Source organism: Campylobacter sp. IFREMER_LSEM_CL2151 (genome assembly GCF_025771725.1).
Taxonomy (GTDB): domain Bacteria; phylum Campylobacterota; class Campylobacteria; order Campylobacterales; family Campylobacteraceae; genus Campylobacter_D; species Campylobacter_D lari_C.
Map to the genome: position 1 here is coordinate 1 of NZ_JAKMQT010000004.1, position 25438 is coordinate 25438.

Sequence of the window (25438 nt, forward strand, 5' to 3'; positions counted from 1 at the left end):
AAATCTGCTTTGTCTGCGGTAAATTGATTCCATTTTGAAATTTCTTTAAAAACTTATATAAAAAGTAAATATAAAATTATTAAAATTAAATATAAAAGATAATAATAAATACTATAAACTAAAAAATATCCATAAAATGTCTTATATTTAGAAAATGAATATCAATATTCTAGCTTATTTTATATATTTTTATTGAAATTTAAAAAATTTAGAAAAATTTATGAAACTTTTATAAAAAATTGTTATATAATACTCATTAAGTTTATAAACAAAACTTAAATAAAACCCACAAGGAGTACATCATGGGAACAAGAAAAGAACACGACTTTATTGGTGAGTTGGAAATTTCTGACGAAGTTTATTATGGAGTGCAAACTTTTAGAGCACTAGAAAACTTCCATATGAGTGGTAGAAGATTACAAGATTATCCATATTTTGTAAAAGCTTTCGCTCAAGTTAAAAAAGCAGCTGCTCTTGCTAACAAAGAAGTTGGAGTTCTTGATGCTGACAAAGCTGATGCTATTGCTAAAGCTTGCGACAGATTAATTGCTGGTGAATTTTTAGATCAATTTGTAGTAGATATGATCCAAGGTGGTGCTGGTACTAGTACAAATATGAATACTAATGAGGTTATCACTAACATTGCTCTTGAAAGCATGGGGCACAAAAAAGGTGAATACCAATACCTTCATCCAAACGATCATACAAACTTAGGTCAATCTACAAATGATACTTATCCAAGTTCAATCAAAGTAGCAACCTATGCAAAACTTACTGATCTTTTAAAAGCTATGGAACTTTTAAAAACTGAATTAGAAGTTAAAGCTAAAGAATACAAAGATATCATCAAAATGGGTAGAACAGAGCTTGAAGATGCGGTTCCTACAACTTTAGGAAATACTTTCAACGCTTTTGCTAGCTATATTAAAAGTGATATTGAAAAAATCACAGCAGCTCGTGAGTCAATGAGTTATTTAAATCTTGGTGCAACAGCTATTGGTACAGGAATTAACTGCCACCCTGATTATAAATTTGTGGTTGAGAAAAAATTAAAAGAAATTACTGGTGTTGAATTTAAACCAGCTGAAGATTTTATTGCTGCTACTCAAGATACAGCTGATTTTGTACATGTAAGCGGTGCTTTAAAAACTGCAGCTGTAAGACTATCAAAAATCGCAAATGACTTAAGATTAATGAATTCAGGCCCAAGATGTGGTTTAGGCGAAATTAATCTACCAAAAATGCAACCAGGTAGCTCTATCATGCCAGGTAAAGTAAATCCAGTAATATGCGAAGCAGTAGGTGAAGCTTGCTATGAAGTTATAGGAAATGATGTTACTATCATGCTTTGCTCTGAAAGAGGAGAATTTGAACTTAATGCATTTGAACCAGGTATTGCTTATGGATTATTCAACTCTATAGTTTTACTTGAAAATGCAATGAAATCTCTAGCTGAAAAAGCTGTAAGAGGCTTAACAGCAAATCCTGAAGCATGCAAACAATCTGTACTTAACTCAATCGGTATTGTTACAGCATTTAACCCTGTTTTAGGATATGAAAAATCTGCAAGTATTGCTAAAGAAGCTTTAGAAACTGGTAAAGCAGTTGGCGATATTTGTCTTGAAAGAGGATATCTTCCAAAAGAAGAAATTGAAAGAATTTTAACACCAGAAAATATGTTAAATCCTCACATGACAGAAAAAAGAAAAGCGTAGTTTTTAGGAGTTTAAATCATGGATATTATGATTATTTTACAACTTGTTGTCTTTCTTGGGGCAATATTCATAGGTATCCGCCTTGGCGGCATAGCAATAGGCTATGCCGGAGGTTTGGGTGTTGTTATTTTAGGTCTTGTTTTAGGTATGAAGCCAGGTAATATTCCTTGGGATGTTATCTTAATCATCGCTGCAGCTATTGCTGCGATTTCTGCTATGCAACAAGCAGGTGGTTTGGATTATATGGTAAAAGTTACTGAAAGAATTTTACGTAAACATCCAAGATTTATCAATTACCTTGCACCAGCTTGCGGTTGGTTACTTACTATTTTAGCAGGTACTGGTAATGCAGTATTTTCATTAATGCCTGTTGTTATTGATGTTGCAAAATCACAAAACATTAAACCATCAGCTCCACTTTCATTAATGGTTGTTGCTTCACAAATTGGTATTACAGCTTCTCCAGTTAGTGCTGCTGTTGTTTATATGACTGGTGTATTAGAACCGCTTGGTTGGAATTATCCTGCATTAATTGGTATTTGGATTGTAACTACTTTTGCTGCTTGTATGATTACAGCTTTCATTGTAAGTTTAATCACTCCAATGGATCTTAGCAAAGACCCTGTATATCAAGAACGCTTAAAAGCTGGTCTTGTAAAAAGTGCTTCTGATGTTTTACAGAGCGAAGACAAACCAGGTGCGAAACTTTCAGTTGCTATTTTCTTATTCACAGTATTAGCAGTTGTTCTTTATGCTACAGCAATTTCTAACAATATCAAATGGATTGATCCAGTAGTTATCCCAAGAGATGCTGCGATTATGAGTTTCTTATTAACTGCTGCAACTTTAATCACAATCTTTTGTAAAGTTGAGCCTGCTAAAATTTTAGATACAAGTGTATTTAAATCAGGTATGACAGCTTGTGTGTGTGTATTTGGTGTTGCTTGGCTTGGAAATACTTTCGTTGCAGGTCATGAGGCAGGTATTAAAGAAGTAGCAGGTGAATGGGTTAAACAAACTCCAGCTATGCTTGCAGTTGCATTCTTCTTTGCTAGTATGCTTTTATACTCTCAGGCAGCTACTGCAAAAGCTATTGTTCCAGTTATCATTGCTGCATTAGGAATTTCAGCTACAAATCCTGCAGATTCTTATATGCTAGTTGCTTGTTTTGCTGCTGTTTCAGCACTTTTCGTTCTTCCAACTTACCCTACTTTATTAGGTGCGGTTCAAATGGATGATACAGGTACAACAAGAATTGGAAAATTCATATTTAACCACGCATTCTTTATTCCGGGTGTATTAGCTATAGTTATAGCTGTTGCTCTAGGTTTCTTAGCAGTAGGAATGCTTTAATACTCTAACTTTCCACTTTAAAAGTGGAAAGTTTTCTTCTTTATTTATTAACTAATTTTAAGTAGAATGTTTTTTTAATTTCAAAGAATCAAAATGACAAAATTAACTTTAGATAGAAAAAATATAAGAATTTTATTTATAGGTTATATTCTAGTAGCGCTTTTTGGCACTTTTATTCTAATGCTTCCTATTATGCACACTAAACCCATATCTTTTTTAGATGCATTTTTTACTAGTGCTTCAGCTGTAAGTATGACAGGACTTATTGTATTAAATACTTCATTAGATTTTAGCTTTTATGGACAACTTGTTATTTTATTGCTTATTCAAATAGGTGGCTTGGGCTATATGAGTATAGCTATGGCTTTGTATATTTTAGTACGCAAAAAAATGAGTTTTGGAGAAAAAAATCTTTTAAGAGAATCCTTGATTTATCCTGGCGCTGATGGGCTTGTAGGATTTTTAAAAAAGGTTTTATTTTTTGTATTTGCTATTGAGCTTATAGGTGCGGTATTATTATTTCTAAGGTTTAAGCTTGATATGAATTTAAGCGAGGCTCTATGGGCTAGTATTTTTCACTCTATTTCTGCTTTTAATAATGCAGGTTTTAGTATATTTGAAAGTGGTTTAATGCCTTATAGAGAAGATTTTTGGATTAATTTTATTATCACCTCTTTGATTATCATTGGAGGCTTGGGGTATTTTGTATTATTAGAATTATACTTTTTTTCTAAAAAGCGTTTTGCTAGTCTAAGTCTGCATACAAAACTTGTTTTAATTTCTACTATTATATTGATTATTTTTGCAAGCTTAGTGGTTTTTTTATTTGAATACCATAACCCAAAAAGCATAGGAGAATTTTCACTTTTTGATAAAATTATGAGTGCTTATTTTACAGCGGTAAATTACCGAACCGCAGGGTTTAACACTCTTGATCTTAGCACCTTTAAAGATGCAAGTTTATTTTTTGGATCTTTGTTTATGATTATAGGTGGTGCGCCTGGTGGAACTGCTGGGGGTATTAAGGTAACTACTATTGCTGTATTGTTAATCTATGCTTACTGGAGTATCAAAGATAGTAATGCAAGAATTTTTAACTTTGAAATTCCTACAGAAACTATTAATAAAGCTTTCATTATAGCGGTAAGTTCCATTGTATATATCATCACTTGTGTATTGCTTTTATCTTTAATCGAAGATGATAAAAGCTTTTTGCCTTTGCTTTTTGAAACAAGTTCAGCTTTTGCTACAGTAGGGGTTTCAGTAGGTGATGGTGGGACTTTATCGCTTAGCGCGCTTTTTAATTCTGAAAGTAAGTTAATTATCATTTTACTTATGCTTAGTGGTAGAGTGGGTGTGCTTGCATTTTTATTTAGTATATTTTTTAAAGAAAAAGAAAAATATTTAAATTATCCAAAAGGAAAAATCATACTATGAAAAAAGAAACTTATGGTATTATAGGACTTGGAAGGTTTGGTTCGGTTTTAGCAAAAGAGCTTATTGATCAAGGTAAAAGAGTTATTGTTTCAGATATTGATGAAGAAGCGGTTAAGGAATTACAAGATCATGCAGATTTTGCTTATATTTTAGATTCTACTCATACTATAGCTTTAAAAGAAGCAGGTTATGCAAATGCTGATGTTGTCATACTCAGTATAGGTGAAAATTTAGAATCAAGCATACTCACTTTCATGGCTTTAAAAGAAATAGGGGTAAAAAATATCATTGCCAAAGCAAATTCTTCTACACATGGACAAATTCTTTCAAAACTTGGGGTTAATAAAGTTATCTATCCTGAAAAAGAATCCGCAAAGCGTTTGGCTAAAATTCTTATTACTAACCCAAATTTTGAAATCATAGATCTTTCAGCTAATACCATCAAAGTAGCAAAACTTTTAATAGATGAAAATTTAGCAGGAAAAACTTTGCAATCCATTGGACAAAATTTAAAAGTTATTGCGCATAAACAGCACGATACTTGGAGTATTATGCCAAATTTAGAAACCACTGCTTATCTAAATGATATACTAATGCTACTTGGCACTCAAGAAGAACTAAATCAATACGAATATTAAAAAATCTAAAGCTTATTTTTAAGCTTTAGCCTTATATTTAAATCACCTTTCATTTTCCATTAAATATTTTATGTATTATTTTACCTATTGCCTAATTTATAAAAACACATAAACTATAATTAAATATATTTTTTTAATAAGTTATTTTAAGATTATAACAACTATTATCAAATTTATATAAAAACTCTATGTTTTAATTATCTAAAGAGCATAATAAGACATTTATACCCTTTATTTATTACCATATATAAGCTTAGTATTTATTATTTATATACTAAATATAACAAATACACTTTATATTCTTATATAAATACTATTTTACCATATCTACACATATATTAAACAAAACAACAAAGCATAAATATAAAAGATATCAAAGTCTATTTTTACATTATTTTAAAAAAGTAAATAAAAGTAATTTTTGATGATATGTAAATAATAATAAATCTATATGTATTTTTTTAATAAAAAATAAAAGTAATTTTGATTATAGTTTATAAATAATTATTATATTTGATAGTTTTTTGTCTATTTTTCAATATTTTTATAACTTTTTTATCACTTTTGTATTTTTTGTGTTATCATATTCTCATCACAAATCAAACTTTATGAAAGGATTTTGGAGGGAGGATATGAAAAAAACGCTTTTATTTGTTTTGCTCATTCACACTTTTCTTTTTTCTCAAATAATGATTTTAAAAAATCAAGATAAAATTGTTATTGAGAATAATCAAACAGCTACTGCTAAAAATAATGCAAGTTATGTTAAAAAACGTAGCAATATTGATCCAAGAGTTAAAAAGCTATTGGAGGAAAAACCAAATAAAGATTCTAATCTTAGTAAAGAAGATGAAGAATTATCTAATAAGGTTATTAGTGTTATTCAAACCATAGGTAATACATACAATGCCAAAGATGGCAAAGAAAGAGATGAGATTGTTAGAGATTTAGCAAGTAATTATTTAAGCCTACAAGCTAATACTTTAATCCAAGAATATTTACACTCTCTTAATCACTCTATCAACAGTGAGTTTAATTTAAACTATAAAAATACACTGGATGGAAAGGCTAAAGTTCTTATACCATTTACAGATAAAGATAATCCAAAAATATCTTATTTTTTACAAAGCGGTATAGGTGGATATGATAACAATAGAATCATAGGTCATTTTGGCGGCGGTATAAGATATTATCCTAATGCGCTAGCATTAGATAATTCAGGTAATATCATGCTAGGGTTAAATTTAGTTTATGATCATGATTTTAGTAGAGAACATAAAAGAATGTCTTTGGGCTTTGAAAGCATGTTGGATACACTCACTTTCCATGCTAATATTTATCAAAGATTAAGTGATTGGATTGATAGTTATGATTTTAAAAATACTAACAATGAAATAACTTTTCTAGAACGCCCTGCTAATGGTTGGGACATGGGTATTAAATATGCTTTCCCTGCTATGAACAATGTGGCTGTTTTTGCTAATATGAATAAATGGTATGGAGAAAAAGTAGCTCCATTTGGTAATGTAAGTTGCTATGAAGATTTAGAAAAAAATCCTTTAGTATATGAAGGAGGTATTACTTATTCACCTTGTCCAGCATTAAACTTTTCATTAAGCTACAAACAAAGCAATGAAAGTAACAAACAAGGCGCAAATATAGCTATGAATTTTAATATACCTTTAGATAAAGATGGATTTAAACATGCTTTTGATACAAAATTAGCAGGTATAAGTAATACCATTGAAGGATCTAGAACTAATTTTATAGATAGAGATTATTCTATGGTGCTTGAATACAAAGCTATTAATAACGCTTATCATATTTCTTATTGTGGAAATTTAGGAGATAATACTCATTGTATTATGCTTAAAAATGGTTTAAACCAAGCAGTTAAAAATGTTGCTATAAGCATAACTCCTGAACAAAAAAGTGTAATCTTAAAAGATGGGAATCATTATATTACTAATGATAGTGGAAAAGTTTTTGTTAAAATAGCCCACGCTTATGGAGTCCATCAAACTAATTTAATTGCAAAAGCAGGCAATGCTCAAGAAAGTTTTCCTATTACCATTATAGTTCCAAAAGGAGATTTTAAAGTATTTGCCAAACCTTCTAATATACAAAGACACGAGCAAACATTAATTACATTTGATGGTAGTGATTTAGCAAATGATTTAGATATAAATTGGAAGCTAAACGGCAAAGGAAGTTTGGAAAAAGTCCCAAATTCAGATAAAACCGATAAAGATGGAATTTCAAACATCATCTATAAGCCTGATACAAGCATGAAAGATAAAGAAAAGGCTGAAATTATTGCTAATGTATTAGGAATGACTTTAAAAACCTTTGTTCAAATAGCAGTTTATGGAGACAGTGATATTATCTTAGATAAAACCACTATAGGTAATAAAGAAAAAGCTCATGCAAGTTATAAAAACTTAAAAGCTAATTCTACAAAAGTTAAATGGAGTATACAAGGAGATAATGCTTTATTTATTGATAAAGATAAAACTACCAAAGAGCTTAATTTAATAGCTGATAAAAACGGTGAGAGCAATGTAGAAATCATAGGACTTAATGGAAATGAAAAAGTAAAAATCATTGCTAAGAATATGAGTGATGAATTAGTAAAAGAAAGAAGTAAAGATTTAGAGATCAAAAATTATACAGCTACTATGGAGCTTCCTACTGGAAAAGATCCTATTACTCATCAAGACTTTGAAAAAGGAATGATTGATTATAAAAGTGACTTTGAAGTAAAACTTAAAGGTTTAATACCAAAAACAAAAGTTTTATGGAAGGCTAAAGATATACAAAGCAATAAAACTTTAAGAATTAGCAATGATAAAGAAAGTATAGCTGATGATAAAGGTGAGAGCAAGGTAGTGTTTGAAGGTGTAGAAGATTTTAATATTAAAAAATTACAAATCATTGCCACTTATAATCAAAGCGCAGCTAATACTCAAGAAGTAAGCGGAGAAATCAAACTCCACCAATATACCCCAAGTATTAATCTTAGCAAAGATACTATCTATGCCTATGAAAGCGAAAACGATGATTATAGATTATTAAAAGATCCAAAGCCTGATCATGTTGAAGTAACTTTAAAAGACGGTAAACCTAATTCAAAAATAGAATGGAGTATAAGCGGAGATGCTAGCTTAAGCAATCAAGAAGCAGTATTTAATGATAATGGTGAAGCTAGAGCAACTATTACTTCTAAAGCTCCATTTAAAGCTAATCCTGTAATTAATATAAATGCTTTAGGCCAAAAGGTAGGTAAAGAGTTGCCTTATGATGTTAAAACTTACACCCCTAAAATAGAATATCCAAGATTTAGAGCTGAAGCAAAGTTAATTGAGTATGAAAAACCTTACGAAATTAAAGTAAGTAATCTTTTACCAAATTCAGTCATTGATGGAATTAGCGGAAGCAAAGGAGTAAAAGCAAAAAAAGATAGCTTTAGTGTTAATGATAGAGGGGAGGCTGTTTTAGAATTTGATGGTATTAGTGATTATAGTGTTAAAAATATTACTATCAAGTTTAATTATATTCAAAAGGGCAGTCAAAAAGCAGAATTAACCTTAGAGCCTATTTCGGTTTTTGATGAATATGATTTAATAATTGTGGGATATCCATTTACCATAAAAGCTATACCTAATGATAGTGTAGATGTTGCTTTAATACAAGGCCATCCTGGCTCAAAAGTAGAATGGAGTATAAGCGGAGATGCTACTTTAAGCAATCAAGACACAGTATTTAATGATGATGGTAAGGCTAGAGCAACTATTACTTCTAAAGCTCCATTTAAAACTGATCCTGTAATTAGTGTAAATGCCTTGGGTAGAAATCTAAGTGAAAAATTTTCTTACGAAACTGTTTACACCCCTGAAGTAGATTATCCTAGTCTTGAAGGACATGAAAAAATGGTTGACATTTTAGATGATTTTAACATAATAGTAAGAGGCTTGATGCCAAATTCAGAAATTAGTGATATTGTCGGATTTGCAGATTTGATAAAACCTGCACAAGAAAAATTTAAAGTTGATAATAAAGGTGAAGTTATTATAACAATGAAAGGAGTTGATATAGAAGATTATTATTCAGTGCCTCATGTAAATCTTCATTTTAGCTATATGAAAACAAAAACTATAAGAGAAAATTTTAATGCACTTGAAATATCTAAAAAGGAATATAAGCCAGAAGTTACTTGTGATAAAGATGCAATATATAATATGCCAGGTCAAGTAACTTGCAAAATAAAAGGAGGAAAAGCTAAATCTCTTATAAAATATGATCTTTCAGAAAAAGGAGATTTTACAGTACAAGCGGATGATCATTTTAATGATAATGGAGAGGCCACAATTAACATTCAAACACAAGCTCCATATGAAAAGAATTTTAACATGAAAATAACAGCAGCGACTGTTAATCCATTTCTACTGCATGGAAATGTATTTATTCGCTACGATCACTATGATCTTAATCCAAAAATGATGAATCCTCCAAGTTTTAAAGGACAAGAGAACACTATAGATTATGAAAGCGATGTTAATGGTATACAATTTTGTGGGTTCTGGCCTAATTCTACGGTAGTTTTTGATCAAGATCCTAGTCATTTAAGGGCAAAACAACTAGAACACAAAACAGACTCAGAAGGTTGTTTTACTGCTGATTTTTTTGGCTATCAAGTTTATTCTGAAAAGGAAGATCCTAAGGCTGAATTTAGATATACATATAATGATAGAACTGGAAAAAAAGATGTCATTGACCACTTTAACTTATATAAATATCATCCAGAAATGCATCTTAGCAAAGAAAAAAGCAGAAGAAATAAAAAAGAAGAAATTGTTGTTGCTATAGAAAATGGAAGACCACATTCTAAAGTTGAATGGGAAATAAATGGAGATTATCAACTTTTAGGCAAAGAGGATATGTTTAATGAAGATGGAAAAGCTCAACTTACCTTAATGACAAAAGAACCTTATCAAAATGATATTTTAATTAGCGCTACTACTTTAGGTCAAAAGTTTATAGGAAAAGTACATTATCTTGATGATACGGTTTATAAACCAGAATTTGATCTTCCTTTTACTGTTGATCCAAATGGCAAGATACGCTATCATTCAGCCTTATATCCTGAACCAGGCAAATATTTTCAAATATTTGAGTTACGTCCAAATTCTAAAATAAAAGTAGAGCCAAGTGATAATAGTATTTTTGTCGATGATGATACCCAAGTAGATGAAGAAGGTTGTATTAAAATTCATTTTATGACTAATAACCCCAAACCTAGGTTTTTTTATTTTACAATAACTTATGAATACCAAGAAGGCGAATTTACAACTATTCAAACACCTTCTATAGAACTAGTTTTTCCTCCAGTAGAACTTCAACATGAAGTTACCGCTTCTGGTTTTGGTGAAACATCAAACAGAATTTGGACAAAAATAAACTATAATGGAGACCCAAAAGGAAAATGTGTTCTAAAAAGCTTCAAACAAATTGAAGGACCGGCATTAACGGTTAAAAGTGGTGGTGGGATAGGTGACACTTATATCATATTTGCTTCTTCTAATATTTATGATAAAAAAGTCCATCTTGTTTTTTCGTGTTATGATGATGCAATGGAATATTCGACTGATTTTAAATTTGATGATTTTGGATGATTTTAAAACGAAAGACTATATAGTTTAAAAAATTAATTGAATTTTGATGGTGGGATGGGTGGGGGAGATAGATTATCATCAAACTAAAAAACTATGATTTCATGAGTAAATAAGCCAGATGGTGTCAAGGGGGAGACTTGAACTCCCGACCTCCGGCTTATGAGACCAGCGCTCTAGCCAGCTGAGCTACCCTGACATAAAAAGAAGTTAAAATTATACTTTATTTTGCTTAACATTTCATAAAATACTTATTTTGTAAATTTTATATATTTTTCAACTTTTTTGTGCTACAAATATAAAACTATATTAAAAAAGGATTTTAATGCAAATTAGCTCAAGTTATAGCAATGCCTTTTACACACAAAATCCTTATCAAAACAAAGACAAAGAACAAGCTAAAGAAAACATTTCAGAAAAAGAAAATCCACAGCAAACAAAAGAAAATAAAAACGATCAAGAAAAAGATGAAAAAACTCAAAAAGTCAATGGTAAAGACTTAAGCAACGAGGAAGTAAAACAAGTACGAGAACTTGAAAAAATCGACAGAGAAGTAAGAGCTCATGAGGCAGCCCACCAAGCAGCAGGTGGAGCTTTAGCCGGTGCTGCAAGTTTTGGTTATACAAGAGGCCCTGATAATAAAATGTATGCAGTTGAAGGAGAAGTGCCTATAAGAATGCAAAAAGGCAATACTCCAGAAGAAACTATAGCAAATGCTATGCAAGTAATTGCTGCAGCTATGGCACCAGCTGATCCTAGTCCGCAAGATTACAAAGTAGCGGCTAATGCTATGCAAATGCAAAATGACGCACGCGCCGAACAAGCTAAAATAAAAGCAGAAGAGCTAAAAGCACAAAATGAAAAAAGCGAAAATGAGAATGAGGAAAAAACAAATTCAAATTCCAAAGCCATAAAATCATACACACAAAATACATCACAAAATTACATAGGAAGTCAGTATAACAAAAGCGCATAGTGGCAGAGAGGAAGGGATTCGAACCCTCGGTGAGTTGCCCCACACACGCGTTCCAGGCGTGCTCCTTCGACCGCTCGGACACCTCTCTAAAAATGAAAATTATAACTTATTTTTTTAAATTTACACTAAAAAGGGAATTTATGAAGCTTTTTTACTCTTGTTTTTATTTTTTTATTTTACTTTTTTTAAGTGCTTGTTCAAATCATGCTAATGTTAATTTATCTTATGAAAAAGCCTTTATAAACAAACAATGCGATGAAAATACCCTAGCTTTAAAAAACGCAGATAAAGACACCATATATACAGGATTAAATTTAGCCTCTTTAGCAAGAGTTTGTAAAAACTATGAAAAAAGTAATGCATTTTTTGATAAAGCAGAAGAAGCTTATAAATATGATGTAGATTTACAAAACGAGCTTCAAAAAGCCACTAAAAATTTTAGTGAAATTTTACTTAATGATACCATCAATGACTATCAAGGTTATTTTTATGAAAGGATTATGCTAAATACTTACAAAGGTTTAAATTATATGAGCTTGGGTGATTTTGAAAACGCAAGAGTGGAATTTAACCGAGCTTTATACAGACAAGATAGAATGAAAGAATATTTTTATGATTATATACAAAAAGCTCAAGAAGAATACCAAAAAGAACTTCAAAAAGATAAAAAAATATATACAAGTTTTCAGCAAAATTTAAACCCTATCTATAAACAATATGACAATCTTCTTAGTGCATTTAACGCAAATAAAAACTATACTAATATCTATGCTAGCTATCTTAGTGCTTTATTTTTCTTTTTTGACAAAGATTATATTAAAGCTTATGATCTTTTAAAAGAAGTAGCCTTAAGCGATGTGAAAAACAAACAACTTCAAAAACAATTTCAAGTATTTGAAAAATTCACTCATTTAAAAACAACTTTCCCTCAACAAAAATACATTTTTATCATTTATGAAGATGGTTTTAGTGTTACAAAAGAAGAATTTAATCTTACTTTGCCATTTGTTTTTAATGATAATCTTGCAAATATTAGCGTAGCTTTTGCTTATTTAAAATCAAGAAATGCTTCTTATAAATTCTTGCAAAGCCAAGATGAAAAAACCCAAAATTTAATTTATTTTGATGATATTATAGCAAGTGAGTTTAAAACTCTTTTGCCTTCTATGGTGATGAAAACCTTAGCCTCAAGTGCGCTTAAAACTTCAATTAATTTAGCCATAGCTAATAATGATTCAAGTGGTTTTTTATCATTTATTAGCACTGTTAGTACTGCTTTAATTAACAAAGCAGATCTTAGAATGTGGCAAGCTTTACCAAAAAGTGCTAGTATTTTAATGCTAAAAAATGAAGGCTTAGTTAAAATTTATGATGATAAAGAAAAAATGATTTTTGAAGATGAGTTGGAAAAAGATAAAAATTATATTGTGCTTATAAGATCTTTTGCGCCAAATTCAAATATTATTTATAAAATCAAAGAACAATAAGGAGATAAAATGAAAAAAAGTTTATTTTTTATGGTTTTTGCGCTTTTAGTTTTCAGTGCTTGCTCTTCACAACCAAAATACACTGATGGTAAAGCTTCTCAAAAAGTTCAAGGCGATGCACTTACTTTGGGACTTGATAGAGAAGACTTTGAAAAAACCGCTGAAGATATGATACAAAGCTTACTTAGTGATTCTGCTTTTGCAAATTTAAATAGCTCTAATAGAAAAGTTGTTGCCATAGGAAAAATCATCAATGACACCCCGCAAAGAATAGACACAGACAAACTCACTTCAAAAATTACCATAGCATTAAGAAAATCTGGCAAATTTATACTAACAACCGCTGTGGCAGCAGGTGGAGCAAAAGATAGCTTATCTCATGATGTAAGAGATTTAAGAGACAATGAAGAATTTAATCAAAACTCCATAGCTAAAAAAGGCACACTTTTAGCCCCAAATTTCTCACTTTCTGGTAAAATCAGACAAGATACTGTTAAACTTTACAATGGCAAAATTCAAACCGAATATTTTTTTCATTTAATTCTTACGGATTTAACTAGTGGCTTAGCCTTTTGGGAAGATGAAAAAACCATCAACAAAACAGGCAAAGGCAAAAGTGTAACATGGTAAAAAAACTACTAATTCTTTTTTTAACCCTCTTTTGTCTTTGTCAAGCACAAAGTGCTTTAAACAAAGAAAGCTATGGCGAGGGTTTTGGAAATACAAGAAGCGAAGCAATAAAAAATGCCATCAATGAAGCTCTTGGGAAAATGGAAGGCTTAAAACAAGTTAAGCTTAAAAAATTTGAGTTTAATTTTAATGGAAATTTCAATATAGGCTATGATGAGGAAATTGATTTTGTTAGTAATGGGGTTTTTAATAGCTATGATATTAAATCTTTAACCCAAACAAATCAAAACGAATTTCATGCAAAAGTTGTAATTTATAAAAAACTCTATAGTGAAAAAAACCTTGAGGATAAAAGTTCGCTAATTATCATCAACAAAGTTAAAGATGAACTCTCAGCTAAATTTGAACAAGAACTTTTAAGTGTTTTACTCCAAAGTAAAAAATTTAGAATTTTAGATAGAGCAAATCTTGATCTTTATAATCAAGAAAAATCTTTACTTATAAAAAATGCAAGCGATGATGAACTCATTAAGCTTTACAATGTTTTAGGTGCTGATTTTTTACTCATTTTAAATCCTAAAATAGAACAAACTCAAAATGAAATTAGCACTCAAACTTATAATATTAACATTGATTATCGTTTGATAGAATTTGCTACAACTCAAATCAAAGCCTCTAATACTTTAGAGTTTAAAATGAGTTCTACAAGCAATTCAAGCAAACAAAAAGCTCTTAGGGGTATTGCTACAAAAATTACAGAAGATATTTTTAAACATTCTAAAGACGATCAAGAAGAAGAAACAGAGCAAGGTTTAGACGCAAACTATCAAATCAACAATGAAGGTGGGGTTAATTTAGGTTTTTAGCCTCTAAAAACTCACACCTTTTGCAAAGCTCGGCTTTTAAAATTCCTTGCTTAAATCCTTCTTTTAATTCCATATATAAAGACGAATTTAAAAGCTCATTAAAATCTTTTTCAAAACAATTTCCTAGTTTTATATCCCCTTTAGTATCCAAACAACAAGGCACTAAAGTTCCATCACTTAAAATAGCAATTTGCCCATTTAAAGCATGACAAAACCCCTTCTCTCTAACAACCTCATCTTTCAAAGAAGGCCATTTAAAAAGTTTAGCCTGATGTAAGATAATATGCCTTTCTAAGCGATTTTTAGCTTTTTGCTTTTGGATTTTTACTTTAAAAATTTGCTCTAAAAAATCATAGATTTTTTCATTTTCAAAAGGTGGGTTGAAATTTTTATCTAAATTCCAAAGTCTTAGGTTGATAAAAGAATTATTTTTATTTTCTAAGTATAAAAAAATAAGCTTCAAAATAGGCTCAAAGTATTCTTTTAAACTCATTCTACTTTGGGATAAAAAAGCACCTAAGGAAATATTAATTTGTCGGACGTTTTTAGAGTCTAAAATGAGTTTTATCTTCTCATCATTAAAATAAAACCCACTCGTAGTAAGCTCTATTTGCATATTAAATTTTAAAGCTATTTCTAAATATTCTTTTAAATTTAAAACCCTTAAAGGATCTCCAAGCACATGGAAAGTAAAAAGTTTGGCATGATTATGCACGATTTTGCAAATTTTTTCAAAGTTTTCAAGGCTCATTTGTCTTCTTTGGGCTTTTTGGCTAGGACAAAAATCACATTTTAGCCCACAAATATCACTTAATTCTATATAAATTTTCTCAAAATGCATAATCACTCTTTTTAAAAAGCTCAAATGCCTTTAAAGCAAGTTTTGAAAGCGTGATATACTCTAATTCTTTATAAGCAAAAGCTTTAGCTTGAAAGTCTTCAAAATCATCATCTTTTAAAAAATATACCTTAGCATTGATTTTGTACTTGGTATAAGAATGCTTAAATTCTCCTATAAATTTTGCTTTTTTTTGGTTTTTGTATTCTAAAAAATTATATAAATTAAAATACAACTTTTCTTGACTCTTAATGAGTAAAAACTGCTCGTTTTTTTGCACTATAAGTATTTTTAAAATAGTATTTTCGTATTGAATTTTTTTAGTTGGATTGAATTTTTCATATTCATTTTTTCCACTACAAAAGCTTTCTAAAGGACAAAGCTCACATTTTGCATTTTTAGGTAAGCAAACCAAAGCCCCTATATCTAGCAAAGCTTGATTGTGATCAAATGCATTATCATAGTTTAAAAATTCTCTTGCCTTTTGTGTTAAAAGTTTAGAGCTTGGATTTTGCAAACTATAAAATCTACTCAAAACTCTTTTTATATTTGCATCCACAAAAGACTTAGCTTGCAAAAAACCAAAGCAAGCTATAGCGCCAGCTGTATATTCTCCAATACCAGGAAGTTTTTGAAGCTCTTTAATATCAAATGGTAATTTTGCATTAAATTTTTGCACACAAATTTTTGCGCATTTGTGCATATTTCTCGCCCTAGTATAATACCCAAGCCCTTGCCAAGCTTTTAAAACCTCATCTTCACTTGCCATAGAAAGTGCTTTTAAAGAAGGAAATTTAGCTAAAAACTGAAAATAATAATTTTGCAAAACACTCTTTACCTGAGTTTGCTGAAGCATAATCTCACTAACATAAACAGCATAAGCAATATCAATATTTTTTAATTTTTCTAAATCATCTGCTTTAGCGTATTTTTTCCACTCATCATGCAAAATACGCCAAGGAAGACTTTTCCTACCATTTTGATCATACCATTTCAAAATATTTTCATGAATTTTTTGCATTAAAACTTTCTTTATTTTTAAAAAAATTATACAATCTATTCTTAAAGGCTTTATGTTAAAATAAAAAAATATTTTTAAAAAGGAGTAAAAATGAAAAGTTTTTTAAAAGGTTTAGGTTTAGGATTACTTTGTTTAGTATTATTTGTACTAGGAGTGGTTTTTAACACTGAATTTTTAGGCTTAAAAAATCATAATAAACAAAATATAGAATTTTCAAGAAATATAGAAGTATCCAATGAAATTATGCCAAATATCTTCAATGCTACTTTAAATTTTAGCGCTAGTGAAGAACTTAGTAAAAAAACCATTGTTTCTAGTGAAGAAAAAAATCATATTGCAAAAACATTTAAAGAAATCTCAGATCGTATTGCTAAAGAAAATTATTGCAAAGGCGGAAGTTATACTTTAGAGCCAAATTATAATTATTACCAAGGGGTAAAAACACTTAATGGATACAGATTGCACTCTAATTTTACTTGTCAAATTCCACAAAATAAAAGTAAAGACTATGAAAATCTTATAAAAGATATAGAAAATATTAGCGCTACTAATACTTTTATCTCTTTTAATACCAAAGCCTTGCAAGCTGGTTTTGATGAGGCTATTTTAGAAGCAAATAAAGAAGATTTATATGATCTTGCATTTAAAAAAGCTTTTGAAAAGGCTCAATATTATTCTAAAACTTTAGCAAAAACTTGCGTGATAAAAAACATTCATTTTGATAGTTGCAACATCAAACACAATGCTCCAAGTTTAGCAGCTAGTGCAGATAGTGTTGTATTGCCTATTATTAAAAGTGAAAAACAAAATTTAAGAGCTAATGTGCTTTTTATTTGTCAATAAATTTCATTTTGGCTTTATTTTGAGCTTTTATAATTTCTCATCATTAATTTAAAGGAGAAACAATGAAAAAAATTATAAGTTTATTTATCGTAAGTTCTTTGGCTGCTTCATTTGCTCTAGGAGCTGATTTTTCCAAAAAAAGCAATGATGAGATTTTAAATCTTGCAAAAACTGTTAGCGCACAAGATCAAGCTGATTTGGTTATAGAAATGAAAAAAAGAATGAATGAGATGAAATACAAAGACGCAAAAGTTTTTCATCAACAATTTAAAACTAATTTACGCGAAAACATCTCTAAGCTTTCTATACAAGAAAGAAACCAAAGAAGAGCTATCGTTCAAGAAGATATGCAAAATTTAACCGATGAAATGAGTGGTAAAGAAATAAGAGAATTAAATTTACATCAACATGGTAAAAATCCACATAGAATGCACAAAATGGATCATCAAAACCATGCAAATTGTCCAATGAGATAAAATGGCAGCAAAAATTCTGCTCTTAGAAGATGATTTAAGTTTAAATGAAATTATAAATGAAGCCTTAAGCGATGAAGGCTTTAAAGTCTCTTGTGTATATGATGCACAAGAGGCACTAGAAAAAGCTTATGAAGAAAATTTTGATCTTTGGATTTTTGATGTTAAAGTCCCAAAAGGCAACGGCTTTGAAGTTTTAAAAGAATTAAGAGAAAGTGCTAAAAACACCCCTGCTATATTTTTAACTTCTTTATCCATGCTTGATGATGTAAAACAAGGATTTTTATCAGGTTGTGATGATTATATTAAAAAGCCTTTTGATATAGATGAATTAATTATCCGTGTAAAAAATATCATTAAAAGAAATTTTAGCCACCAAAAAGAAGATTTGATTTTACTTAGCTCTTCAAAAAACATTTCTTTTGATCCGCTTAATAAAACCCTTTATCAAAATAAAACAATCATCAATCTTACCAACAAAGAAAAAGAACTCTTAGCCTTACTTTTAAAAAAACGTCCACATTTTGTAAGCATAGAAACCATTTTTGATGAAATTTGGAATTTAGATGAAGAGCCTGTAATTATGAGCCTTAGAGTTTATATAAAAAATTTAAGGAAAATTCTTGGCAAAGATCTTATTATCAATCAAAGAAATATAGGCTATGCCATTAGGCTAGAAAATGAAAAGTGAAAATTTTAATAATACTATTTTTAAAATTCTAGCCCTTTATATCATCACAAGTGGTGTATTTTTAACGATTTTTTTTATCACTTTTTATCAAAAAGAAGCTAGCTATATACGCTTAAATCAATTAACTCATATGTATACACACCATAATTACATCTTGCAAAATATTATAGAATCAAAACATAGTCAAATTGCATTAGAAAAAATCAACTTTGCAGAAATTTCTAACAAACTCAACACTTCCTTTGCTATTATCTTAGATCAAAAAGTAATTTTTAGCAATCTTTCATTTGACGCTATTAATATTTTAAGACACTTAGAACAAAATGACTTTATCTATAGTAGAAACAAAAGGCTATTCATAGAATTTTTAAAAATTCGCAATCTAGATGCTTATATAGATAGAACTGATATGAAAAAACCTAGACATTATTTTAAATTTTTAAAACACAGAAATATTCACATCATCATGGAAACTGATGATCTTGGTTTTAAAAAAGAACAATACCGTAAAGATAATTATAACAATCTAGATATCAACGATTTTTCCCACGAGCTTTGGAAATTAAAATTAAAAACTATTTTTTACACTCTTATATGTATTTTACTACTTGCTATAGTTGCTTATATACTCATTTTGCTTGTCTTTAAAAATATCAAAGAGCAATTTAAAGCACTTAATGATTTTATCAAAGATACCACGCATGAAATTAATACGCCTTTGAGCGTGATTTTAGCTAGTATTAAAAAATTTGATGATACAAATTTAAATCCAAATAATATAAAAAAACTAAATCATATCAAACTAGCAAGTAAAAATTTAAACCATATCTATCAAAATCTCATAGCCTTAAATTTTTTCTTGCAAAAAGAAAATACAAAAGAAGATATCAACCTAAAAGAGCTTTTAGAGCAAAGACTAGAATACTTTGAAACTTTAATCGCACAAAAAAATCTCATCATTGAAAAAAATCTTTTAGAGCAAGACTTTTATGCTAATAAAGAAGAAATGCAAATTTTAATCGATAATCTTTTAAGCAATGCCATAAAATACACCGATGCTCATAAAAAAATCTATATTTGCTTAAAAGAAAAAACACTTAGCATTAAAGATGAAGGTCAAGGAATGAGTGCTAAAGAAATAGCTCAAATTTTTACACGCTATAAGCGCTTTAATCAAGACCAAGGGGGTTTTGGCATAGGTTTAAACTTAGTCAAGCAAATAGCTGATAAAAACAATATCAATATTAAAGTTTTAAGCAAAGAAAATGAAGGAAGTGAGTTTATACTTTCTTGGTAAGGATAAAAATGGATATTTGTTTAGAAAAAATAAAAATGGAACAAACTTGGAAAGAATTTTTAAAAGATGAGTTTTTAAAACCTTATTTTTTAGAGATAAAAACTCATTATATCAACGCCTTAAACGAAGGAAAAACTATATATCCACCAGCAAATTTAATCTTTAATGCATTTAATCTAGCTCCCTTGCAAGATTTAAAAATCATACTTTTAGGACAAGATCCCTACCACAATCCTCATCAAGCTATGGGTTTAAGCTTTAGTGTGCCAATGGGAGTTAGAACTCCCCCATCTTTACTTAATATCTACAAAGAATTACAAGATGATTTAAATATCCCTATAGCAAAACATGGTGATTTAAGCAAATGGGCTAAACAAGGGATTTTACTTTTAAACTCTATATTAAGTGTAGAAGCAAACAAACCTGCTTCACACGCACATTTTGGTTGGCAAAAATTTACTGATGCGGTTATATCAAAACTTAGCAATGAAAAAGAAGGTTTGGTGTTTTTGCTTTGGGGAAATTATGCTAAAAACAAAAAGGTTTTAATCAATCCCCAAAAACACTTTATCCTAGAAGCAGCACATCCTTCACCTCTAGCAAGGAATGCTTTTTTAGGGTGCAAACATTTTTCAAAAAGCAATGAAATTTTATTAAAACTTGGCAAAAGTCCTATTGATTGGAACTTAAACTCATAATTTACTTTAAACCTATATACTTTAGGAAAATTTTTATAAAGGATAAATATGAATTGCCCAGTTTGTGCAAACACAGCTTTATTAATGAGTGAAAGAAATGGAGTTGAGATTGATTATTGTCCAAAATGCCGCGGTGTTTGGCTTGATCGTGGTGAACTTGATAAAATCATAGAAAGAAGCACCTCTCAAAGCGTACCACAACCATCTCATCAACAAAACTATAACCAACAAGCAAACTATCATCACAACAGTGGCTATAAATACAAGAAAAAAGAAAGTTGGCTTGGAGAATTATTTGACTTTTAAGCCAAGAGGCTTAAAAGTTTTACTTAAACTCTCATTTTTATTTCTATCTTCTTTTTATTTACAAAAAAACACTTTTTATTAATAATATATGTTACAATAAAATAATTTTTAACAAAAGGAGAGAAAATGAAAAAAATCATTCTAGGTTCTTTACTAGCATCAAGTTTTTTAATTGGAGCAAATTTGGAAAATTTTGATCCAAAAGCACAAAAAGATCATTTAGTTATCAAAATGGAAATTCTTGATAAAAATGCCAACAAAAACGCAGGTGAAGTTGTAGCAGTACAAACTCCTTATGGAGTAGCATTTTACCCAAATCTTCAAGGTTTAGAAAGTGGAATTCATGGTTTTCATGTTCATGCAAACGCTGATTGTGGAGCAACTGATAAAGGTTTAGGTATGAAAGCAGGTGGTCACTGGGATCCTGAAAAAACCGACGCACACTCAAGCCCATGGGATGATAAAGGCCACAGAGGTGATTTACCACCACTTTATGTAGAAAAAGACGGTAAAGCAACTAATCCTGTATTAGCGCCAAAAATCAAAACACTTAATGAACTTAAAAACCACTCTTTAATGATACATTTTGGAGGAGACAATCATAGCGATCATCCTGCAGCACTTGGCGGTGGCGGTGCTAGAATGGCTTGTGGGGTAATTAAATAAAACACATACTAAAGGCTTTTTGCCTTTAGTATTATTTAAAAAGCTTAGTAAAATCTAAATCATTCATAAAATCATGACTTGATCCGCCAAAACTTTGGCTAGGACTATAAGTAGCAATAGCCACTGCAAGCTCACTAAGCATAGAAGCTATTTCTTCCCTTTTATCTACTATATAAGCTTTCATACCCTCATAATCACTAGTTTCTAAAATTTTTAAAGGGTTATAAATTTCAAAAGCAAAAGCCTTTGAGCCTACATTTACATTATAATTATTATCAAATAAAGCATTGCCTAAAAATGAGCAATTATCTACTATTTTCAAACTTTCGCTTGCAATTAATACCTTATCTTGCACATCTTCATAATTTTTATCTTCTAAAAGTTTTGAAATTTTTTTCAACGAAGAATCTAAAATTTGTAAAGCACCAACAAAATCGTTTGCATCGGTAATATCTTCACTAAATTTTTGTGTTTGGTGTTTTAAATTCGCACCATCTATACTTAAACCTACTTGTCCTAAATGTTTTTGTAAGATTTCTAATTCATCTCTCATAATACACCTTCCTTGTTATTGCTATAACAAGAAAAGCATTTTTTATTCCAAATTTCGATCTATCCAAACTCTAAAATCTTTAGCAAAAAGCAAAAAAACCTCATCATAGTTTTGGATTAAAATTTTAGGATTATTATCATTTAATTCTTTTTCATAGTAAAAATACTTACTTGCTATAAGTTTTTTAGGGTTTATTTGCACTAAATTTAAATTAATGCCTAATTTTATTTTAGAATGCATCTCATCGCTAAAATCTTGCTCTAATACATCTACTTTGCTTTCTAAAACATAATCAGCACTAGCTAGACTATCTTGGTTTAAAACCGCTTTAAATGCTTCTAAATCTTGCAAATGAAATTCCAAAAAAGTTTTAATCATCAAAGCAGGATTTTCTTTCCAAAAATGATAAGCATAAGCATCAACAACATGATCTTTTTTATAAAAAATTTCATTAGTATAAGCCAAGCCCTTAGGCAAAGAAACTATAATAGTTGCGTTTTTTTTATTTTGACTTTGCTCTAGCTTTTCTAAATTAATACTAAAATATTTATTTGCAGGTAAAGTTTGACTTGGACTAATCAAAGAACAAGCACTAAAAAAAATAGCTACTAAACTAATATATAAAAATTTCATTTTATTCTCCTGGAGCATATTGAATGGCTTTATCTTTATAAATTACATCGGAAGGATTTTGCTTTAAATTTTTTAATAATTGCGTAAAATCTAAAAACAAAACTCTTAAAATATCTAAATTTTCATTCAAAAGCATTCTGCTTTTATTAAGCTCGTTAAGTTGGCCATTAGCATTGTTTAAAAAATTTGAAAAATCATCTGAACTTTTACCAAGTTTAGAGCTTGTTTTGTTTAAATTTTCTAAAAATGCTGGTGTATTAGCATTTAAATGTGCAAAAAGCTCTGATGAATTTTGTAAAATTTGCTCGATACTTTTTAAATTTTTATCACTTAAAAGATTTTCTAGTTTAAGCTTTGAGACATTAATAAGCTCTAAAAGATTATTTGCTTGCTTATCTATACTCGTAAAAAAACTTTCCTTTGATTTTATGATAGGATAAACATCATCATCTGCTTTTAAAACACTAGCTTCCTCACTACCCCCTGCAAGCTGAATAAACTTAAATCCTGTTATACCTTGAATTTGCAAGCTTGCATAAGTATCTGTTTTAACCGCTAAATTAGAATCAAGCTTGACTAAAATTTTTACCCTTAATTGATTGCTTGAACTATCTATGCTGATATTTTCAACACTTCCAACATCAACTCCTAAAAATTTAACCGGAGCTTTGACGCTAAGCCCTGCAACTGATTCTTCCATATAAATTTCATAATATTTAAAAGATTTCTCATCTTTTAAATTCCCATACCACACTATAAAAAACAAGCTGATAAAAAATAACACACAAACAAAAATTCCGATCAAAATATAATTTGCTTTATTTTCCATTATTGCATAAACCTCTCATAAAGTCTTGGATTTTGCTCTTGCAAAGCCTCAACATTTCCCAAAAAACCAACTTTTTTATTCTCTATAATCAAAAAGCGATTTAATACATTTTTCATACTTTCTTTATCATGAGTAATTAAAATCACACATAATTTAAAGCTTTGTTTTAAACTCAAAAGCAACTCATCAAATTCTCTTGAACTATAAGGATCAAGCCCTGAAGTTGGCTCATCTAAAAAAAGCAATTTAGAATCAAGTGCCAAAGCTCTAGCTATAGCCACTCTTTTTTTCATACCTCCGCTTAATTCACTTGGATAAAGCTTAGCTACACTCTCATCAAGCCCCACCATCTTAAGCTTCATCATGGCTATTTCTTTGATATCGTTTTTGCTAAGTTTTGTATATTCAACCAAAGGTATGCTAATGTTTTCAAGTATATTAAAAAAGCTAAATAATGCTCCATATTGAAAAACAACACCCCATTGTTTTTGCAAAAACAAAGCATCTTCATCGCTTATATTTTTTAATCTCTTGCCTAAAATTTCATACTCGCCCTTATCAAAATGCTCAAGCATTAGCATTTGTCTTAAAAGTACAGATTTACCACTACCACTGCCACCTAAAATGCCAAAAATTTCATTATCTTGTACTTCAAAACTAATATCCTCATGCACACATTTACTTCCAAAATAAGTGCTGATATTTTTAGCCTTTATAATCAAAGTCCAGCCTTTGTTAAAAATACAGAAAAAATCGCATCAAAAGCTATCACCCAAAAAATAGCATTTACCACGCTTTTTGTCGTGTAAACACCTATACTTTCGGTAGTTTTTTGCACAAAAAATCCTCTAAAACAAGCAATAGAAGCAATCAAAAACCCAAAAATAGGTGCCTTTATAAGCCCTATGATGATATGTTTTAACTCCACTGCTTCTTTAAAGCGACTCATAAACTCACTCATGCTAATTTCTAAACTAAACCAAGCAACTACAATTCCACCTATAATGCTTAAAATATCCGCCACTATTACCACCAAAGGCATGGCAAGTGCTAAGGCTAAAACTCTAGGTAAAATGATAAACTCACTTTCTTTAAAACCCATAGTTTTCATCGCATCAATTTCATCAGTGAGCTTCATTACTCCAATTTGAGCTGTATAAGAACTCGCACTCCTACCAGCTATAACAATAGCACTAATTAATGGTGCAAGTTCTCTAGTAGCAGAAATTCCCATTAAATCGACAATGTAAATATTAGCTCCAAATTGTGCAAGCTGATACGCAGCTTGATAAGCAAGCACTACACCCACAAGCAATGAAGTTAGCATAATAATAGGCAAAGCATTAATAGCACTATTTTCTACATGATATAAAAATGCCTTAAAGCGAAGTTTTTTAGGATTTAAAAGTGTTTTAAAACAAGTATAAATAATAAGTCCTATGAAATTTAAAAACTGTACCAAAAGCGTAAAAGATTCAACAACCTTTTTTCCTAAATTTTCAAAAAAATCTTTAAGTGTTTTTTTATTTTCATGAGAATTATGAAAACTTTTATAGTGTTTTTGACAAAGTTCAAAAAGCTTAGCATGTTCGCTTTTAAGATTTATCCTACTAAACTCAAAACCTTTTTGCTTAAGTTCATTTTCTAAAGCTAGAAAATACCTAATCCCAGCAGTGTCTATAAAATCTAAATTTGCAAAATCAAAAATAATATTTTTTTGAGTAGGAAAATCTAATTTTTCTAATTTTCCTACGCTAGTTTTATCCCATATACCAAAAACACTAAAAACACATTCTTGGTTTTTAATGTCTTTGATGAT

23 protein-coding genes and 2 tRNA genes are annotated in these 25438 nt (G+C 29.7%); 16 read left to right on the forward strand and 9 right to left on the reverse strand.

What is annotated here, in order from left to right; all coding sequences use genetic code 11:
- The first annotated feature begins 302 nt into the window (after nt 1-302).
- The 5 genes from L8V82_RS03805 to L8V82_RS03825 all read left to right on the forward strand — a co-directional run bounded on the left by L8V82_RS03805 (nt 303) and on the right by L8V82_RS03825 (nt 10815).
- Nucleotides 303-1715 (forward strand): aspartate ammonia-lyase, encoded by a 1413-nt coding sequence (locus L8V82_RS03805; RefSeq protein ID WP_263675606.1) that lies wholly within the window; start codon nt 303-305, stop codon nt 1713-1715.
- A gap of 18 nt (nt 1716-1733) precedes the next feature.
- Nucleotides 1734-3068, forward strand: coding sequence for an anaerobic C4-dicarboxylate transporter (locus tag L8V82_RS03810; RefSeq protein ID WP_263664326.1), 1335 nt, complete (start codon nt 1734-1736; stop codon nt 3066-3068).
- Nucleotides 3069-3161: 93 nt separating this feature from the next.
- A complete protein-coding gene (locus L8V82_RS03815) occupies nt 3162-4505 on the forward strand; it encodes a TrkH family potassium uptake protein (protein WP_263724078.1) in 1344 nt (447 codons plus the stop codon).
- On the forward strand, nt 4502-5143 hold the full coding sequence (locus L8V82_RS03820) for a potassium channel family protein (RefSeq protein ID WP_263675611.1): 642 nt from the start codon (nt 4502-4504) through the stop codon (nt 5141-5143). The genes L8V82_RS03815 and L8V82_RS03820 overlap by 4 nt, the downstream gene beginning before the upstream one ends.
- Before the next feature lie 632 nt (nt 5144-5775).
- Nucleotides 5776-10815, forward strand: coding sequence for an inverse autotransporter beta domain-containing protein (locus L8V82_RS03825; RefSeq protein ID WP_263724080.1), 5040 nt, complete (start codon nt 5776-5778; stop codon nt 10813-10815).
- 119 nt (nt 10816-10934) lie between these two features.
- Here the strand turns inward: L8V82_RS03825 and L8V82_RS03830 are convergent.
- A tRNA-Met gene (locus tag L8V82_RS03830) sits at nt 10935-11011 on the reverse strand.
- A 126-nt stretch (nt 11012-11137) separates the two neighbouring features.
- Between L8V82_RS03830 and L8V82_RS03835 the strand changes: the two genes are divergently transcribed.
- Nucleotides 11138-11788, forward strand: coding sequence for a putative metalloprotease CJM1_0395 family protein (locus tag L8V82_RS03835; RefSeq protein WP_263724081.1), 651 nt, complete (start codon nt 11138-11140; stop codon nt 11786-11788).
- Here L8V82_RS03835 and L8V82_RS03840 read toward each other — a convergent pair.
- Nucleotides 11789-11876: transfer RNA gene (locus L8V82_RS03840), tRNA-Ser, on the reverse strand.
- 52 nt (nt 11877-11928) lie between these two features.
- Here L8V82_RS03840 and L8V82_RS03845 point away from each other — a divergent pair.
- Genes L8V82_RS03845 through L8V82_RS03855 form a run of 3 tightly spaced genes read left to right on the forward strand, consistent with a single transcriptional unit; the run spans nt 11929 to nt 14771 of the window.
- Nucleotides 11929-13275, forward strand: coding sequence for a hypothetical protein (locus tag L8V82_RS03845; protein WP_263724082.1), 1347 nt, complete (start codon nt 11929-11931; stop codon nt 13273-13275).
- Nucleotides 13276-13284: 9 nt separating this feature from the next.
- The gene (lpoB, locus tag L8V82_RS03850; protein ID WP_263724084.1) at nt 13285-13905 is read left to right on the forward strand and encodes a penicillin-binding protein activator LpoB; all 621 of its coding nucleotides are present in this window, start codon (nt 13285-13287) and stop codon (nt 13903-13905) included.
- Nucleotides 13899-14771: a hypothetical protein gene (locus L8V82_RS03855; RefSeq protein ID WP_263724085.1), complete on the forward strand. Its 873-nt coding sequence runs from the start codon at nt 13899-13901 to the stop codon at nt 14769-14771. Before lpoB ends, L8V82_RS03855 begins: the two co-directional genes overlap by 7 nt.
- Here the strand turns inward: L8V82_RS03855 and L8V82_RS03860 are convergent.
- Nucleotides 14755-15612 carry a radical SAM/SPASM domain-containing protein gene (locus L8V82_RS03860; protein ID WP_263724086.1) on the reverse strand — a complete coding sequence of 286 codons (858 nt, stop codon included), beginning with the start codon at nt 15610-15612 and terminating at the stop codon, nt 14755-14757. The two genes, L8V82_RS03855 and L8V82_RS03860, sit on opposite strands and share 17 nt — an antisense overlap.
- The gene (mutY, locus tag L8V82_RS03865) at nt 15602-16645 is read right to left on the reverse strand and encodes an A/G-specific adenine glycosylase (RefSeq protein ID WP_263724169.1); all 1044 of its coding nucleotides are present in this window, start codon (nt 16643-16645) and stop codon (nt 15602-15604) included. The genes L8V82_RS03860 and mutY overlap by 11 nt, the downstream gene beginning before the upstream one ends.
- A gap of 75 nt (nt 16646-16720) precedes the next feature.
- Here mutY and L8V82_RS03870 point away from each other — a divergent pair, with 75 nt between their 5' ends.
- The 7 genes from L8V82_RS03870 (at nt 16721) to L8V82_RS03900 (ending at nt 21604) form a co-directional block, all read left to right on the forward strand.
- Nucleotides 16721-17473, forward strand: a complete 753-nt coding sequence (locus L8V82_RS03870; protein WP_263724087.1) for an SIMPL domain-containing protein — start codon at nt 16721-16723, stop codon at nt 17471-17473.
- 62 nt (nt 17474-17535) lie between these two features.
- Nucleotides 17536-17949 carry a DUF1104 domain-containing protein gene (locus L8V82_RS03875; protein WP_263724088.1) on the forward strand — a complete coding sequence of 138 codons (414 nt, stop codon included), beginning with the start codon at nt 17536-17538 and terminating at the stop codon, nt 17947-17949.
- Nucleotide 17950: 1 nt separating this feature from the next.
- Complete coding sequence (locus L8V82_RS03880) at nt 17951-18637, forward strand: response regulator transcription factor (protein ID WP_263724089.1); 687 nt, start codon at nt 17951-17953, stop codon at nt 18635-18637.
- On the forward strand, nt 18627-19934 hold the full coding sequence (locus L8V82_RS03885; RefSeq protein ID WP_263724091.1) for a sensor histidine kinase: 1308 nt from the start codon (nt 18627-18629) through the stop codon (nt 19932-19934). Before L8V82_RS03880 ends, L8V82_RS03885 begins: the two co-directional genes overlap by 11 nt.
- An 8-nt stretch (nt 19935-19942) precedes the next feature.
- Nucleotides 19943-20632: a uracil-DNA glycosylase gene (ung, locus tag L8V82_RS03890; protein WP_263724092.1), complete on the forward strand. Its 690-nt coding sequence runs from the start codon at nt 19943-19945 to the stop codon at nt 20630-20632.
- Between the two features lie 48 nt (nt 20633-20680).
- On the forward strand, nt 20681-20938 hold the full coding sequence (locus L8V82_RS03895; RefSeq protein ID WP_263724093.1) for a zf-TFIIB domain-containing protein: 258 nt from the start codon (nt 20681-20683) through the stop codon (nt 20936-20938).
- A 126-nt stretch (nt 20939-21064) separates the two neighbouring features.
- Nucleotides 21065-21604 (forward strand): superoxide dismutase family protein, encoded by a 540-nt coding sequence (locus tag L8V82_RS03900; RefSeq protein ID WP_263675564.1) that lies wholly within the window; start codon nt 21065-21067, stop codon nt 21602-21604.
- 31 nt (nt 21605-21635) lie between these two features.
- On the opposite strand, the gene L8V82_RS03905 is transcribed toward L8V82_RS03900, so the two are convergent.
- From L8V82_RS03905 to L8V82_RS03925, 5 genes are read right to left on the reverse strand one after another with little or no spacing between them, the layout of a single operon-like run.
- A complete protein-coding gene (locus L8V82_RS03905) occupies nt 21636-22157 on the reverse strand; it encodes a flagellar FLiS export co-chaperone (protein ID WP_263724094.1) in 522 nt (173 codons plus the stop codon).
- A 42-nt stretch (nt 22158-22199) separates the two neighbouring features.
- Complete coding sequence (locus L8V82_RS03910; RefSeq protein ID WP_263724095.1) at nt 22200-22790, reverse strand: hypothetical protein; 591 nt, start codon at nt 22788-22790, stop codon at nt 22200-22202.
- A gap of 1 nt (nt 22791) precedes the next feature.
- Entirely contained in the window at nt 22792-23619 is an 828-nt protein-coding gene (locus L8V82_RS03915; protein ID WP_263724096.1) for an MlaD family protein, read from the reverse strand.
- Nucleotides 23619-24341 (reverse strand): ABC transporter ATP-binding protein, encoded by a 723-nt coding sequence (locus L8V82_RS03920; RefSeq protein ID WP_087691076.1) that lies wholly within the window; start codon nt 24339-24341, stop codon nt 23619-23621. Before L8V82_RS03920 ends, L8V82_RS03915 begins: the two co-directional genes overlap by 1 nt.
- Nucleotides 24338-25438 (reverse strand): MlaE family lipid ABC transporter permease subunit, encoded by a 1101-nt coding sequence (locus L8V82_RS03925; protein WP_412175311.1) that lies wholly within the window; start codon nt 25436-25438, stop codon nt 24338-24340. Before L8V82_RS03925 ends, L8V82_RS03920 begins: the two co-directional genes overlap by 4 nt.

What these genes read in the sequence shown, in the direction of transcription:
- L8V82_RS03805 (WP_263675606.1), top strand. Translation starts at nt 303, where the DNA reads ATGGGAACAAGAAAAGAACACGACTTTATTGGTGAGTTGGAAATTTCT.
- L8V82_RS03810 (WP_263664326.1), top strand. Translation starts at nt 1,734, where the DNA reads ATGGATATTATGATTATTTTACAACTTGTTGTCTTTCTTGGGGCAATA.
- L8V82_RS03815 (WP_263724078.1), top strand. Translation starts at nt 3,162, where the DNA reads ATGACAAAATTAACTTTAGATAGAAAAAATATAAGAATTTTATTTATA.
- L8V82_RS03820 (WP_263675611.1), top strand. Translation starts at nt 4,502, where the DNA reads ATGAAAAAAGAAACTTATGGTATTATAGGACTTGGAAGGTTTGGTTCG.
- L8V82_RS03825 (WP_263724080.1), top strand. Translation starts at nt 5,776, where the DNA reads ATGAAAAAAACGCTTTTATTTGTTTTGCTCATTCACACTTTTCTTTTT.
- L8V82_RS03835 (WP_263724081.1), top strand. Translation starts at nt 11,138, where the DNA reads ATGCAAATTAGCTCAAGTTATAGCAATGCCTTTTACACACAAAATCCT.
- L8V82_RS03845 (WP_263724082.1), top strand. Translation starts at nt 11,929, where the DNA reads ATGAAGCTTTTTTACTCTTGTTTTTATTTTTTTATTTTACTTTTTTTA.
- lpoB (WP_263724084.1), top strand. Translation starts at nt 13,285, where the DNA reads ATGAAAAAAAGTTTATTTTTTATGGTTTTTGCGCTTTTAGTTTTCAGT.
- L8V82_RS03855 (WP_263724085.1), top strand. Translation starts at nt 13,899, where the DNA reads ATGGTAAAAAAACTACTAATTCTTTTTTTAACCCTCTTTTGTCTTTGT.
- L8V82_RS03860 (WP_263724086.1), bottom strand. Translation starts at nt 15,612, where the DNA reads ATGCATTTTGAGAAAATTTATATAGAATTAAGTGATATTTGTGGGCTA.
- L8V82_RS03870 (WP_263724087.1), top strand. Translation starts at nt 16,721, where the DNA reads ATGAAAAGTTTTTTAAAAGGTTTAGGTTTAGGATTACTTTGTTTAGTA.
- L8V82_RS03875 (WP_263724088.1), top strand. Translation starts at nt 17,536, where the DNA reads ATGAAAAAAATTATAAGTTTATTTATCGTAAGTTCTTTGGCTGCTTCA.
- L8V82_RS03880 (WP_263724089.1), top strand. Translation starts at nt 17,951, where the DNA reads ATGGCAGCAAAAATTCTGCTCTTAGAAGATGATTTAAGTTTAAATGAA.
- L8V82_RS03885 (WP_263724091.1), top strand. Translation starts at nt 18,627, where the DNA reads ATGAAAAGTGAAAATTTTAATAATACTATTTTTAAAATTCTAGCCCTT.
- ung (WP_263724092.1), top strand. Translation starts at nt 19,943, where the DNA reads ATGGATATTTGTTTAGAAAAAATAAAAATGGAACAAACTTGGAAAGAA.
- L8V82_RS03895 (WP_263724093.1), top strand. Translation starts at nt 20,681, where the DNA reads ATGAATTGCCCAGTTTGTGCAAACACAGCTTTATTAATGAGTGAAAGA.
- L8V82_RS03900 (WP_263675564.1), top strand. Translation starts at nt 21,065, where the DNA reads ATGAAAAAAATCATTCTAGGTTCTTTACTAGCATCAAGTTTTTTAATT.
- L8V82_RS03905 (WP_263724094.1), bottom strand. Translation starts at nt 22,157, where the DNA reads ATGAGAGATGAATTAGAAATCTTACAAAAACATTTAGGACAAGTAGGT.
- L8V82_RS03910 (WP_263724095.1), bottom strand. Translation starts at nt 22,790, where the DNA reads ATGAAATTTTTATATATTAGTTTAGTAGCTATTTTTTTTAGTGCTTGT.
- L8V82_RS03915 (WP_263724096.1), bottom strand. Translation starts at nt 23,619, where the DNA reads ATGGAAAATAAAGCAAATTATATTTTGATCGGAATTTTTGTTTGTGTG.